Below are 13,294 nucleotides of genomic sequence, written 5' to 3' on the forward strand. Positions count from 1 at the left end.
AAGAGTCCGGGCATCTGGGTATCCAGACCGCTCGGACTCTTTTTTAGTTGCCGCCTCGCCGCCTATTGATCCGCGACCTCGATCGTACTCTCCCCATCGTCCTCCGCCATAGAATCCATCAGCAGGATCGTCCAGCTCTTCGTTCCCGCCTCATAACGGATATCCTTGACTGCGGGAACAGACAGAGGCGGGTCCAGGCGGCGCTCCAACGCTCGCGCCACAGCCTGCTCGGGAAGCAGGAAAGCCCCGGACGGCCGGTCCGTTTCAATGGCCTGGACGTCCTCTGCCTTGCCCTGAGCCGGATAAGATTCATCGATTCCTCCGCTCACGAAAGCCTCCACCAATTGGCCCGGCCTCAGACTTTTGCCCGTATGGATGAGCAAGGCTTCCGCCCTGCCGCTTGACGGCGCTCCGTTATAGGCGGTGAGGAGATAGCGGCCCCCGACCTTCCGAACGACGTAACCGGTGAACAGTGTGCTGTCTTCCCGGCTGCTGAAGCCCCAGTCCAAGCCCTTGACCCTTGCCGTCCGCTCCCGGCGAGGAGAAGCATCGTCATCGAACAGAATGACCGCCCACTGTCCGGAGGCTTGGTCAAGCCGGGTTTCCTTGATGACGGGCACCCGAAGGCCGGCATGCCGGGCAAGAGCCTCCGCGACGGCGCTGCTCTCCGGCCTGGCGGATCCGGCCGTGGCAGAGCTATCCAGCAGCCTTGCCGACTTGGCTTGTCCCATGCCCGGATAGCTCGTCCGAATATCCCCTTCCAGTTCCACCGCTACACGGCCGCCCAAAGGAACATCTCCCTTGAACCGAATCCATAGGGCCTCGGTTCCCCGGCCTTGGCCGGAGCTGTAGGAGGTGAGCAGGAATCGGTTCTTGTCCCGCTTGACGACGTATCCGCTGATCTCGTTCTTCCCCTCGGGTACAGGAGGTCCGCTGTTGGCCTGGTCGGAGCATCCCGACAAAACGAGCGCCAGCAGGAGCAGCAGCGCCAAGCTTAGCCGGAAGAGCGGAGCCCTCGCGGCTGCGGCCCCGCTTGATCTGCCGAGTCGTCGTTTGTTCGAGACTTGAATCATCCCCGCCGCCCCCCGTTCTCCATCGTCTTTCTTTCCCGACGGGCTTCGTCTTCAACATGTTTCCAGGTTCCCGCTTTTCTCGGAGGCTTCGCTTTTCAACCCAAGGCGATTCTCAGCAGCCTCGTCTTCGTTACCATGCCCGCGCTCTCCAAGGTCCGCTTGGAAGCCTCGTTGCCGTACCCGCAGCCGCAGACCGGCGTAAGGCCGCGCTCCGCGCACCATTGCCTCAGCCGCAGGATGAGGCTCCGTCCAGCGCCCTGATTGCGGCACGATTCGTTCACGAACATCCCGATGCTCGCTGTCCCTTCGAACAGCCTCGACTTCTCCAGCACCCCGATTCCGAGCAGCAGGTCTCCCCTGAAAAGGACGAACAGCTCGCCGCTGGCGATCCGCTGCTCGTATTGATCCAGAAACTCGCCGCACACGCTCCCGATCTTCTCCGCATCCCCGAGTTCGGCCGGACGGAAATGAGCTTCCGATGAAGCCGGCGCCGGAACGGCGTGCCACGGGATGCCTTCCTGAAACATATAGGCCTGCTTCCGGATGGGGAAGCCCCTGTCGAGCGCCAGACTGAGGAACAGCTCGTCGCAGGTCGGAATGAGCAGGGACTGGATCGAATGAACCTCCATCACTTGTCCGAACAGCTCCTGAGAGTGCTTCAGCCAAGGAGGGCGGATGTGAAATTGCGTCAGCAGCGCTTCGCCATGGATGGCGTAATAGCCGGCCCATTCATGGCCGGATCGGAACGAATAGAAGACGGATTCCGTAATGTGCTCCTCCAGGAAGGAGTCGAACGGCGCCGCCAAGCTCTTCAAATATTCGTCCATCAGATCACCGATCTCGTCCATGGCGCAGGCCTTGGCGGTCGGGATCAACACGCGGCCGGCTCCAGATACCGATCCCTCAGCTGCTTCAGCTGCGGCTCCGTCAAGCCGATTCCATCCCTCAGATAGGCTTCCGCCGTCCCGTGGACGCGGCGGATTTCGTCGAATGCGGCCTGAATATATTCCTCTCTCACGGCCAGAACCGTACGCACCAGCTCCAGATGAGACTCGTCGTTCAAGAAAGCGGAGGCTTGGCGAAGAATGGCTTCGTTGGCTTCCCGGCGGTTTTCCCCGGTACGCATATAGTCCGCCGCAATCGCAGCCTCCGGTACGCCAAGCGCCAGCAGCACGACCGCCGCGGCGAAGCCGGTTCGATCCTTGCCGAGCGTGCAGTTCCACAGGACGGGACGTCCCTCCGCTTGCAGCAGCACCTGCATCAGCCCGCGATAAGCCGCCAGAGCTTGGCTGTCGGTCACGAACCTGCGGTAAATTTCCAGGATCGGATTGCCCTTGCCGCCTTCATCCTTCCACTGCTGCAATAAACGGGGCATCTCGCTCAGGCTGAATTCTCCCCCGATGACGGGCAGCGTGACGAGCTGCACACCCTTCAGCTCCGGATTAGGCTTGGAAGAGCTCTTCTCCTCGGTGCGCAGATCGCAGACGGCCGCCAAGCCGAGCGATTCCACATAAGCGGCCTCCGCCGCCGTCAAGCCGTGCAGCTCGCCCGAACGGAACAGAACGCCTTCCTTCACCTGCCTTCCATCCGCCGATATGAACCCGCCGAGCTCTCTCATGTTCAAGCGGGCCTCCAGCTGTTTCTTCATGGAATTCACTCCCCTATCCTTGATGTTCGAGCGAACGGCAAAACCTTAGGGCCAGCCATCTTGCGGCTGCCAAACGCCAGCGGCTTCCAGGCATCCGCTCTGGAAAACGCAAGTCGAAAAGCTGGCGGCTGCCAGGGTCTCATCCTGCAAAAGCCGCCTGGTTGCGGCATCGGCCTCCACAAGCCAGATTGGCTTGGCCAAGTCATACAAAGTAACTCTAAGTATTACGCAATCGGTTTAGACGGATTTTGACCCAGCACCTTGATGCTCAAGAACAAGCCGAGCACGATAGCTGCGGCAGAGAAGAAGAGACAGACCGCTTGAAGACCGAGTCCATCCGCAAGCCCTCCGACCGCAAGAGTGAGGCCGATCTGAAGCGCACCTTGCGCGGCGTCGGCAAGGCTGGCTACACGGCCCATCTTGTCGGCAGGAACCTGCTTCTGAAACCAGGTGGCGTAGCCGGCTCCGGCATAGGACATGAAAAACCCGAGCAGGACAAAGGCTGCTGCAGCCAGGAAGAACGTATGCGACAAATAGAAAAGAAAGTAAAAGATGCACGTCAGAAGCGTCGCCGGACCGAGATACCAGCGCCAGGAGATCCGCTTTGCGAGCAGGGCTGCCGTAAAGGAGCCCGCCAGCGCTCCGATGCCCGTCACGCTGACGATGAACCCGTATTGCTCCGTGGAGAGCTTGAGATGCTGCTTGATATACGTCAATTCTTGGGAGTCGATCGAGTAGCCGATGATGACGGAGCTTTGGAACAGCAGATAGATGGCCAGGAAGGACGGCGCGGTCAGGACGAAGCTGCGCACGGCGCCCCAATCGGCTCGAAGCATGTGCAGCGTGACGGGCTCCCGGGCCGTCCCTTCAAGCCGGGGAACCGCGGGCAGCAGCGAGATCATCAAGGCGCAGACGAAGAAGGTGGCGGCGTTGAAATAGATGCTGAAGTCCGTGCCGAAACGGTAGATGAGCAGCCCCGATAGGGCAGGCCCGAGCAGGAAGGCGCCCGAGCTGCTCATGCCGAGAATGGAGTTGAACCGCTGGCGGTCTTCCGCCGGGATGAGCTTCGTGATGTAGACCGACTGGCTCGGGCCGAAGAACGAGCCGGCCAGGCTGATGAGGAAAAGGAGCCCGAAGATGAGCCATACCGAGGAGGCGAACGGAATAAAAAGCATGAGCGTGCCGCGCACGACGTCGGTCAAAACCATGAGCTTGCGCACATCGGTGCGGTCGACGATGCTGCCCGACCAGAAATTGGTCAGCAGGAGCGCGATCGGCCGGATGACGAACAGTCCCGCCATAGCGGCAGCGGACCCGTCCGTCAGCTCCAGCAGGGCGATGTTGATGGCGACGAAATAAATCCAGTTGCCGAGATGCGAAAACCCCAACCCGCCGACGAGAAGGGCTGCATGCTTCCAGGATTTCAAGGCTGTCTATCCTCCTCGTGGAAAAGAAACCGTTTTCTTCAATCTATCACGGATTCCATGTTCCACAATAAGGAAAATGTGACAGCTTCGGCACTATGGCAGCAGCCGAATATCCTCGCAGGAGGCCGCGACGACGTCGGCATCCGGCAGCTGAAGGGCCGCCTCGCCCGCAGCCAGTCCGATCGCAGCCGCCGCTCCGGCCGCCTTGGCCATGAGCATATCCCCGTTGGAGTCGCCGATGATGACGACCTTGGAGATGTCCAGTCCCATCCGGCGGCAGGCGAGCTCCGCCATGTCGGGATAGGGCTTGCCGCGTTCGACAAGGTCGGTGCCGATGATTTCGCCGAAGTGTCCGTCGAGGCCGAGCCAGGAAAGATGCTTGACCGCCGCGATCGTTTCGTCCGCCGTCACGACAGCCATCGGGATGCCTGCAGCGCGGCAGGCATCGAGCAGCTCCGTTACGCCTGGCAGGGCTAGAGCGGCACGCTCCCGGTCGAGCTCCCGATCGGCATGCTGCCAGCTCTCGTGCACCGCCACCCGGGCATCGGCCCAGGACAGGCCGCGCCGGTAGCCGCATGCGCTCAGCAGCGCCAGCAGCTCATGCAGCGTTCCCATCGACAGGGGGCCGCTGCGGTCGTAGCTCTCGGCTTTGCCGTCCTTCGAGAACGAGATTCCCCACTCGTTGCCCAGTTCTTCCAGAGAGAGAGGCTCAAGCCCCCGCTCCTCGAGCTTGTCGCTGAAATGCTGCTTCATATGGCGCGCCCAAGCTCCCCAGGTATGGACGAAATCAAGGAGCGTTCCGTCCTTGTCGAACAAAATGGCTTCCGCTTCGAATATGCGGCCTGCTGCGAGAATTTGCGGCATATGGCTTGTCCTCTCCCTTGTCGCGCTTCCCGTCCGTTGTGCGGAGCGCTCTTTTTTTCCACTATATAGGATCGGCATAGCACTTGCATAGCCATGCGGAAGGCCGGCAAGGCGGCTTTCCGCGCTTGTCTCTGGCTATTAGGCCGCAATGCCCCCTACTTTCAGAGACAACCTCCTCAAGCGTCGTCTGTGCGGCCCATGCCATCCGCTGCTGTTCATGGCAATCCAGGACGCTTCGCCGCAAGCGGCAAAAAACCGCCCCGGCCCCTTAGGGCCGAATGCGGCTTGATTTGTCAAAAGGTCGTAAAGCCAAGCAAATCCTGCACTCGGTAAAGCACGCGCTTGATCCAGACCGTGTCATTCTCGTACTGGCCATATTCGGCCGTATACGGCGCATCCTCATTGGACCAGAGCCGCTGAAAATATGCCTCCGCCTCCATCGCCGCACGGCTTCCGGAAGGGGCCGTTATTCTCAGATTCGATTCCAGGTTCAGATCGTCGAGGTTGCGGGCCGTGAAGTTGGCGGAGCCGTTGTGGATGACCGAGCCTTCCGGACCTGCGATGAGCATCGCCTTGACATGATACTGCTCCTTGTCCGTGTTGTACCAGCGGATCTGGATGTTCCCGTCCGACTTGTTAGCAAGCTCCTGCGCCACGGGACGGTTCGGGATGCCGATCTTGCTGTTGCCGAAGGCGACTTCGTTGGGGTCCAGGATCAGCCGGATTTCGGCGCCCCGCCCGGACGCATCGAGGAGAGCCCGCACGACGCTGCGGTCGGCCAGATAGAACATGCCCATCCAGACGGTGTCGCCGGCGCCGGCCTCCTTCAGATCGGCAAGCACATGCTTGCGGATCTTGCCCTCGGTCAGCAGCTGCACGCCGACCGTTCCTTGCGCGGCCGATTCGGCTGCCGCGGGCGGAGGAGCATCAGGCAGCCGGATGCCTGCCCTGGACAGATCGAGAGCCGCCTGCTCGGTCCGCAGCGCTTCTCCGATCAGCCCGCTGCTTCCGCTTACGGCATACCCGCTGTTGGAATTATAGAAGCTGGAATCATGGGCGTTGGCGCTTGCAAGAACGAGCTCTTTCTCCGTAATGAGCACCTTGCGGTGGTTGGCCTTGGCGTTGACGAGCTTCAAGTAGGAGCGCAGCGTCATGTCCGGCGCCTCGCTCGCCATCTTGTTCGGAAGCCAGCCCTTGCCGTGCTGCCCGAACCAGCCTGCCGTCATCCTCCAGGCGGCGGTGTAGAGCGGATTGGAATCCCGCAGCGGGTTGACGTTCGTAATGGACACCTGGATGCCCGCGCGCTTCAGAAGCTCCAGCTCCGGATCGTCATGGGAGCCGTAGGAGGTGTTGACATCGTCGGTAATGACGACCGCCGCAAGCTCGGGGTACCGCTTCTTCTGCTGTATCAGCTTGTCCGTCATCTTGCGGCTGAGCGGCGGGTAGGACTGTCCCTTGTTGGCATAACCGTTGTACAGGAACATATCGAGAACGATGAACTGCCTTGCGTTGCCGATCGCCTGGAACATGCGCTCGAAAATCTGCTGCTCCACCTGCTGCCCGCCGCTGGCGTCCCGATGCGTAAGGTCGGTGAGCAGCTCCAGGCTGCCGTCCGGAACGTAATGGACCGTTCCCTCGAAGGATACTCCGGGAGGAAGCGGCTTATGGGTCTGATAAACGACAACGACGCCGTACAGAATCAGCAGGGCAAGGACGGCCAGCAGCCAGGGCCTGCGGTAAAAAGGCCTCGAATGCCGGCCGGACCGGCCTTGGCTCCGGCCAGGAGAGTCGGCATGCGATGGGATCGAAGCTCGTTTCATGGATGGTTTCTCTCCTAACAGGGGTCTCCCCTTGTGTACCGCCCTTGGCTGCTTTTTGAAACAGGCTTCTCGGCTCCTAAGAGCCGCCGCGGCCCCGAGCCCGGTCCTCCGCCTTCCCGTACCTGGCTTCCCCGTATGTCTGCGCGAGCTTGCCGGCCTCTTCCGGCGTCAGGGAGGTGAACGGCTCTTCCGCCGCGGACAGATTCGCGGCATGCTCTTCCGGAGTCAGGCTGGGCCGATATTCGTAGCCTTGGGCTATCGCGCCGCGGATGAAGGAGCGGTACCGCATCCGCGGATCGCCGCCGTCGCCCTGCGGCTCCTCCTGCGCCTTGCGGCCAGCGGAGCGTTTCTTGCGCTTCCGGGGCACCCGCTCCAGCTTGATGACCTCGTCCGTGTAATCCGAGCCGGACGGCGGCTTGAGCGACCTCAGCAGCTTGAGCCTGCGGAACAGCGCCTCCGCCAGCTGTCGGATCCGCTCCGGAAGGATGCGCCGCAGGAGGAGGTACAGGAAGTAAGCCAGCAGAACGGCGGCGATCAAAAGCACGATGACGATCAGGATATTGCCGATCAGCACGATCCATTCGTTCGGCTCCTTGGCCTCCGGCAGCTGCATGGGCCCCGCTTCGCCTGCAGGCGGTTGTTGCGGCTCAAGCGGGGGCAGCCCCTGCTCTGCGGGGGGACGCCTCAGCGCCGCCAGCATCGCGTCGCGGAGATGGCGCAAGGAATCGGCAAGCCCTTGCCAGGCGCCGATTACAAGCATGAGCGCGACGAGGGATCCCGTCAGCAGCCGGTTCCAATACCGCATCGCGGGTGTGCCCCGCCAGCCGGCCCCGTCCTTGCCAGCGGCATTTTGAATCTGCAGGCGGTTCAGGCGAAGCAGATACAGGCACAGAGCGAGCGTAAAGGAGACCTGAACGGAGAAGGCGTACGGCTTCAGGTAGGCATTCGTCAGAACGACGATATAGAGGACGAAAGATGCCAGCATCCCCACCTGGACGAGCATCGGCGCAGCCTGGTTCCACAGCGATCGCCTTCCTGCAATGAGCCCTCTGACGGCGGCGGCTCCGGCGGCAAATCCCCATACGCAAGCGCGGATGGCTTCTGCGGTCTCGGATGACCCGGGGAACAGCCGCAGGCCGATCCAGGCTCCTGCGCCGGCGCCGGCCAGAGCCAGGAATGCCTTGGCCAGCCGCCCGGCAGGCCCAAGGGATACGCGGCTCCCGGCGATCGCAGCCGCCGCATGGAGCGCCAGCACGATGAGGCCGAGCAGCAGCGGCGGCAGGAATGTCGGCAGTTCCGCAGCCCGGAACGTGGGGAAGACGGCTCCCAGCAGCAGGACCGGATACAGCGCCAGACATTCAAGCAGCGAAAAGACCAGCATGGACGGAACCGCTTGAGGCTGACGGCCGGACGGCCTTGGCGCTTGGCCGGTCTGGGGCTCAGGGCCGGAATGCGGAGCTTGCAGGTCGGCATGCTCCCCTCCGCCTCCGGCCTCGTAATCGGGGCGGACGGCTTCTCCCTTCGGGGAAGAAGGCGCGTCAGGTACAGAACGGGTGCCTGGACCGGCGGAACGATCTCTTCTCATGACCGTCTCCCTCCCTTCGTGCGGACAGGCGGCTCCACGAAAGCAACGCGGTGGCCGGACTGCTCCAGCAGCGCCGCCGCCTCCATTATCCGGTCCGACCGGAACGCCGTCACGAGCAGATAATCCATCCCGTCCGACAGCTCCAGCTCCGCTTCCCGCCGGAGAAGCTCATAAAACGGCATCCGAATTCTCGGCTCTATCGCGGCCATGGAAGCTAGCGTCTCGTCGAGCTTCCCGCTGCCGCTGCCGAACTCCACTCTCCCGGTATCGTCCGAATACCGGCTGACCACTGCGTTATGGGCGAATCCGGCCGACAGGCCGCGGCCCAGCATTCCAGCAGCCAGAGAAGCCGCGCAGCTGATCGTCGTCTCCATGTCGCCCGGCCTTGTCACCCGGTCCCACATCATTTCGGATTCCTCGATATTCAACAGGATCATGGCGCGGGGATCGGCCGTATGCCCATGCCGGCGCACCTGCAGCTCCAGCGAGCGGGCCGATGCCTTCCAGTCGATGCGGTTGAACGCGTCTCCGGGCAAGTACGCCCGCGTGCCGCTGACGACGAACGGGTCCTCGACGATCCAGCGCCTTACCTCGAGCTCTCCCTGCCAGCTTCGCCAGGAGTCGGGCATGACGCTCTCTTCCATCGGAGCCGGGTATACGGTGAGCTTATGCGGAAGCGACAGGGTAATCGACGGCGTATGGATAGAGAACAGGTCTCCGCCAGTCAGAGACGCCGTCTCCATGATAAATACGCCTCTGCTGACGCAGGTCGTCTGATGAGTGCGGACGATCTTGACGCGCGGCTGCAGCGTGAACAGGCTCGTATGGTTCTGATAGATCCTGCCGCGGCTGACGGACGTATCGCCGCGGCCGCGGAAGACGATGGAGGCGGGAAGCATCGTCTCCAGGCGCAGCCAGGGGACGGGAAGCCCCTTGGCATTCTCGATCGTCTCGACAATTTCCAGCCGATCGCCCGCGTAGCAGGCTTCCTCGCTGAAGCGGCGGGACACCTTCACCCCGCGCAGGGATCCTTTGCCGAGCACCAGTCCCTGAGCGTAGACGAGAGCTCCGCAGACGGCAAGCAGGAGCAGCAGCTCCATCAGCGAGCCTCGGCCCCAAGGCCTTCTTCGCTCGGTACGGGCATCGCGTCCAGCAGCTCCCGAACCAGCGCTTCCGCCGGCCGGGTCTCCGTCGAATGGCGCCTCTTCAGGACGATTCGATGGGCGCATGCCGGCACAGCGAGCCGTTTGATGTCATCCGGCAGCACATAGCTGCGGCCGTGCATGGCCGCATAGGCTTGGGACGCCCGCATCCACGCCTGAGTGCCGCGAGGGCTGATGCCGAGCGCGACTTCCGGATTGGAGCGGCTCGCCTCCGCGAGGGCGACCATGTAATCGAGCAGGTCCGCATGCACCGATACGCCGGCGCACAGCCGCTGCGCCTCCAGCACCTCTGCTGCCGAGGCGGCCGGCCTCAGCGCTTCCGCCCATGGAGAGACGGCGCCGACGGTGCGCAGCAGGATTTCCCTTCCTTCCTCTCGGGAAGGATACCCCAAATTCATCCGGATCATGAATCGGTCCATCTGAGCTTCCGGCAGCGGGAACGTGCCCTGGTTGTCGACGGGATTCTGGGTCGCCACCACCATGAACGGCTTCTGCAGCTCCATCGTCTTTCCTTCAATGCTGATCTGCCGCTCCTCCATGCATTCCAGAAGGCTCGACTGCGTTCGTGGCGTGGCGCGGTTGATCTCGTCTGCAAGCACGATCTGCGTGAACAAAGGACCCTTGCGGAAATAGAATTCGCCGTCCTTCTGATGGTAGTAGTGGATCCCCGTCAAGTCGGAGGGGAGCAGGTCGGGGGTGAACTGAATCCTCTGAAAGTCGAGGCTGAGCGATGCGGCCAGGCTCTTGGCCAGCATCGTCTTGCCCGTTCCCGGCACATCCTCGAGCAGCACATGCCCCGATGCCAGCAAAGCGGTCAGCAGCAGGTCGATCTCTCGATCCTTCCCTACCATTACCCGGTTGATGTTCTCCTTCACTCTGGCGGCCAGCTGCTGCACTTGATGCACATTGCCACTTCCTCTCGATATCGTCGCTTGAGGCGGGCCTTCGCAGGCCGCATGCCTCTACGATTCTATTCTAGCAAATGGGATCTGGAAAAAACAGACAGGCGGACTCCTGAAAGAGTCCGCCTGTCTGGGGAAATCAGGGGTTCTGGACGCTGAACGTATCCCCGCCCTTGATCGTCCCCGATTCGAAGCCTTTGTAGAACCAGCGCTTGCGCTGCTCCGATGTGCCGTGCGTGAAGCTCTCCGGCACGACATACCCTTGCGACTGCTGCTGGATGCTGTCGTCGCCGACCGCGCTGGCTGCCGTCAGGGCCTCGTCGACGTCGCCTTCCTCGAGCAGATTGTTTCCTTGCTCGTAGTGGGCCCAGACGCCGGCATAATAGTCCGCCTGCAGCTCCAGCCGGACCTGGTACTTGTTGTACTCCGTCTCGCTGAGCTTTTCGCGCAGCGGAGCGATCTTGTCCATCGTGCCGAGCAGCGTCTGCACGTGATGGCCGACCTCGTGGGCGATGACGTAAGCCATCGCGAAGTCGCCCGGCGCCTTGAACCTCTGCTTCAGCTCGTCGTAGAAGCTGAGGTCGATGTACAGCTTGCGGTCGCCCGGACAATAGAACGGCCCCACCGCCGAGGACGCGCTGCCGCAGGCGGATTGGACCGAATCGTTGTAAAGGACGAGCGTCGGCTTTTCATAGGTCATTCCCTGCTTCTCAAACACGTCGGTCCAGACCGTCTCGGTGTCCGCCAGCACGACTGACACGAACTGGGACAGCTCCTGCTCCTGCTGCGTCTGCTCATAGGGCTCCGAGGAGCTCTGCCCGCCGGTCATGCCTCCGAGCAGGTCGCCGGGATTTCCGCCGAGAAGCGTGACGATCAGAATCAGGATGATTCCGCCGATTCCGCCGCCGACCAGCTTGCCTCCGCCGCCCATACCCCTCCGGTCCTCCACGTTGCCGCTTCCCTGCCTGCCTTGCCACCGCATGGCGACTCCTCCTCGTCTATCTCCAAAGGTCATTTCCCGTTGAAAGGTTTACCTTTGATATACCCGCAGGAGGCGGTTTGACGCTGGAAGAGCTTTCATGGAGCCGGACCGGCGCCGGAGGTCAGAAAAAGCATCCGCCGTAATCGGCTTTGCGGTCGCGCCAGACGGAATGGACATGGCCGCGTCCGGGCATCGCAGCTTCCCTCTTTACGACGGATTCGATCCATAAGCGGGGGCCTTCGATTCGAAGGTAGGAGCCCGGCTCCTTGTCGTCCAACGAGCCCGACCAGCCGATGTAGGTCCTATCCAGAGCTTCTTCCGCGAAGTAGTCCGCCAGCAGCTGCGGCATGTCGGAAGGATGGGCGTCGATCGCCCAGCCGGTGACGGCTTCTCTCACCTTGCGCTTCTGCTTGTCGTCCAGATGGGAGTACGGAAGGCCCTCGTGCTCGGGGAACCTCGCATCCCTGCCCGGTCCGAGACGCACATCCTCGAACTTCTCCTCGAGCTGAGCCGCCGCCAGCTGATCGGGGTTCAGAGAACGGAACAGCTCGTAGGAGGCTTGGAGCCGGCCTTCCATCGGTCCATAGGTCCGGCCGCCCGCCGCAGAGATTCTCGGCTCGATGCCGACGAACATCGGGGTCAAGCCTTGCTCTCGCGTATGGTACGTCCGGTTGACAGCCAGATGGTGGCCGCTGATCTGCAGCATCCATGGGTTCGACTCGCTCGGATCTCCCAGAAACGCCACATGATATAGACGGGAATCCCATTTCGGGTTGCCTGAAGCCTCCTGCTCCGCCTGATCGGCCAATAGGATTGCTTTCATCGTATGGTAGCCATGCGGCCCAAGAGCTTCCGCAGCGAGCGCTTTGAAGGCTTCCAGGCTGGCAGGACTCATCGAGCCCAGAGAAATGCCGTTGCGCGGCGCCTCCTCGAGCGGGAGATAGCTCCAATTCACCGCATGCTTTGCTGTGAACGGATACCGGATCGCCTTGCGCTGCTGCCTTGGGAGGGTATCCTCAAGCGCGCGGGCAAGACATGCGACCCGGCTGTCATGGGGCAATCGGGAGCATGCGGCCTTCGCCTCGCGGGCGATGCCTTTCTGCAAGGCGGTGTACACATCCGCCCCGCTTCCCTTCTTGCCGGGAGCCGGCTTCTGGACCGGATTGGCCCCGCCCTCAGATGATGCGGCCCATGCGGCTGCTCCCACCGCGCCGGCGGAATTGCCCGGCCAAGCCAGCATCAGCGCCAGAAGTGCCGCTGCGGCTATGCTTTTGTTCATGATCGGTTAAGACTCCTTTATCCAGATGAGATAACGGGTGCGGCGCCTGCCTGTCATGCCTAGCATTCGCATTCGGCCGCCTGATCATTCCATTATTGTGGAAGAACGCAAAAAGGAGCGGTCCCTCAGTCAATGGGATGACTGACGGCCCGCCCTTCCGCAGACGACTTATCCGTTCTCTCGGCCGGCTGCCGGAGCGAAACGCCCGTTCCCGCCATACAGATACAAATCAGCTTCCTCCGATGGAACAGCGCCCATGTAGTCTTCATGCCCCTCAGGATGAACAGCCGGGGATTTGTACAAATAGGCATGGCCGTAAGGACCTGGCATTCCCTGCATTCCCTGCATTCCCTGCATTTCCGGCATCATCGGCCCGCCGCCGTATCCATGGCCGTACATGCCGGGCAATCCCTGCATTTCCGGCATCATCTGCCCGCCGCCGTATCCATGGCCGTACATGCCGGCCATTCCCTGCATTTCCGGCATCATCGGCCCGCCGCCGTATCCATGGCCGTACATGCCGGGCATTCCCTGCAYTTCCGGCATCATCG

At 62.1% G+C, this 13,294-nt stretch carries 11 protein-coding genes and 1 pseudogene; all 12 read right to left on the reverse strand.

Features of this window, described 5'->3' with window-relative positions:
• Positions 1 to 62 precede the first annotated feature (62 nt).
• Positions 63 to 1,073 carry a hypothetical protein gene (locus BN871_RS10185; RefSeq protein ID WP_021878695.1) on the reverse strand — a complete coding sequence of 337 codons (1,011 nt, stop codon included), beginning with the start codon at positions 1,071 to 1,073 and terminating at the stop codon, positions 63 to 65.
• A gap of 95 nt (positions 1,074 to 1,168) precedes the next feature.
• Positions 1,169 to 1,951 carry a GNAT family N-acetyltransferase gene (locus BN871_RS10190; protein WP_232312949.1) on the reverse strand — a complete coding sequence of 261 codons (783 nt, stop codon included), beginning with the start codon at positions 1,949 to 1,951 and terminating at the stop codon, positions 1,169 to 1,171.
• The gene (locus tag BN871_RS10195; RefSeq protein ID WP_048745780.1) at positions 1,945 to 2,721 is read right to left on the reverse strand and encodes a tyrosine-protein phosphatase; all 777 of its coding nucleotides are present in this window, start codon (positions 2,719 to 2,721) and stop codon (positions 1,945 to 1,947) included. Before BN871_RS10195 ends, BN871_RS10190 begins: the two co-directional genes overlap by 7 nt.
• A gap of 224 nt (positions 2,722 to 2,945) precedes the next feature.
• Positions 2,946 to 4,148 carry an MFS transporter gene (locus BN871_RS10200; protein WP_021878693.1) on the reverse strand — a complete coding sequence of 401 codons (1,203 nt, stop codon included), beginning with the start codon at positions 4,146 to 4,148 and terminating at the stop codon, positions 2,946 to 2,948.
• Positions 4,149 to 4,241: 93 nt separating this feature from the next.
• Positions 4,242 to 5,012 (reverse strand): HAD family hydrolase, encoded by a 771-nt coding sequence (locus BN871_RS10205; protein ID WP_049868520.1) that lies wholly within the window; start codon positions 5,010 to 5,012, stop codon positions 4,242 to 4,244.
• 293 nt (positions 5,013 to 5,305) lie between these two features.
• Positions 5,306 to 6,832: a phospholipase D family protein gene (locus tag BN871_RS10210; protein WP_048745783.1), complete on the reverse strand. Its 1,527-nt coding sequence runs from the start codon at positions 6,830 to 6,832 to the stop codon at positions 5,306 to 5,308.
• A gap of 76 nt (positions 6,833 to 6,908) precedes the next feature.
• The gene (locus BN871_RS10215; RefSeq protein WP_021878690.1) at positions 6,909 to 8,417 is read right to left on the reverse strand and encodes a hypothetical protein; all 1,509 of its coding nucleotides are present in this window, start codon (positions 8,415 to 8,417) and stop codon (positions 6,909 to 6,911) included.
• Entirely contained in the window at positions 8,414 to 9,517 is a 1,104-nt protein-coding gene (locus BN871_RS10220; protein WP_048745786.1) for a DUF58 domain-containing protein, read from the reverse strand. Before BN871_RS10220 ends, BN871_RS10215 begins: the two co-directional genes overlap by 4 nt.
• Positions 9,517 to 10,485, reverse strand: a complete 969-nt coding sequence (locus tag BN871_RS10225) for a MoxR family ATPase (RefSeq protein ID WP_198158033.1) — start codon at positions 10,483 to 10,485, stop codon at positions 9,517 to 9,519. The genes BN871_RS10220 and BN871_RS10225 overlap by 1 nt, the downstream gene beginning before the upstream one ends.
• A 136-nt stretch (positions 10,486 to 10,621) precedes the next feature.
• On the reverse strand, positions 10,622 to 11,464 hold the full coding sequence (locus tag BN871_RS10230; protein ID WP_048745789.1) for a neutral zinc metallopeptidase: 843 nt from the start codon (positions 11,462 to 11,464) through the stop codon (positions 10,622 to 10,624).
• Positions 11,465 to 11,585: 121 nt separating this feature from the next.
• Positions 11,586 to 12,743 (reverse strand): DUF3500 domain-containing protein, encoded by a 1,158-nt coding sequence (locus BN871_RS10235; RefSeq protein ID WP_048745792.1) that lies wholly within the window; start codon positions 12,741 to 12,743, stop codon positions 11,586 to 11,588.
• 168 nt (positions 12,744 to 12,911) lie between these two features.
• Positions 12,912 to 13,294: pseudogene (locus tag BN871_RS28320) on the reverse strand (hypothetical protein); the annotation flags it as partial.

The organism is Paenibacillus sp. P22 (genome assembly GCF_000469945.2).
Taxonomy (GTDB): domain Bacteria; phylum Bacillota; class Bacilli; order Paenibacillales; family Paenibacillaceae; genus Paenibacillus_O; species Paenibacillus_O humicus.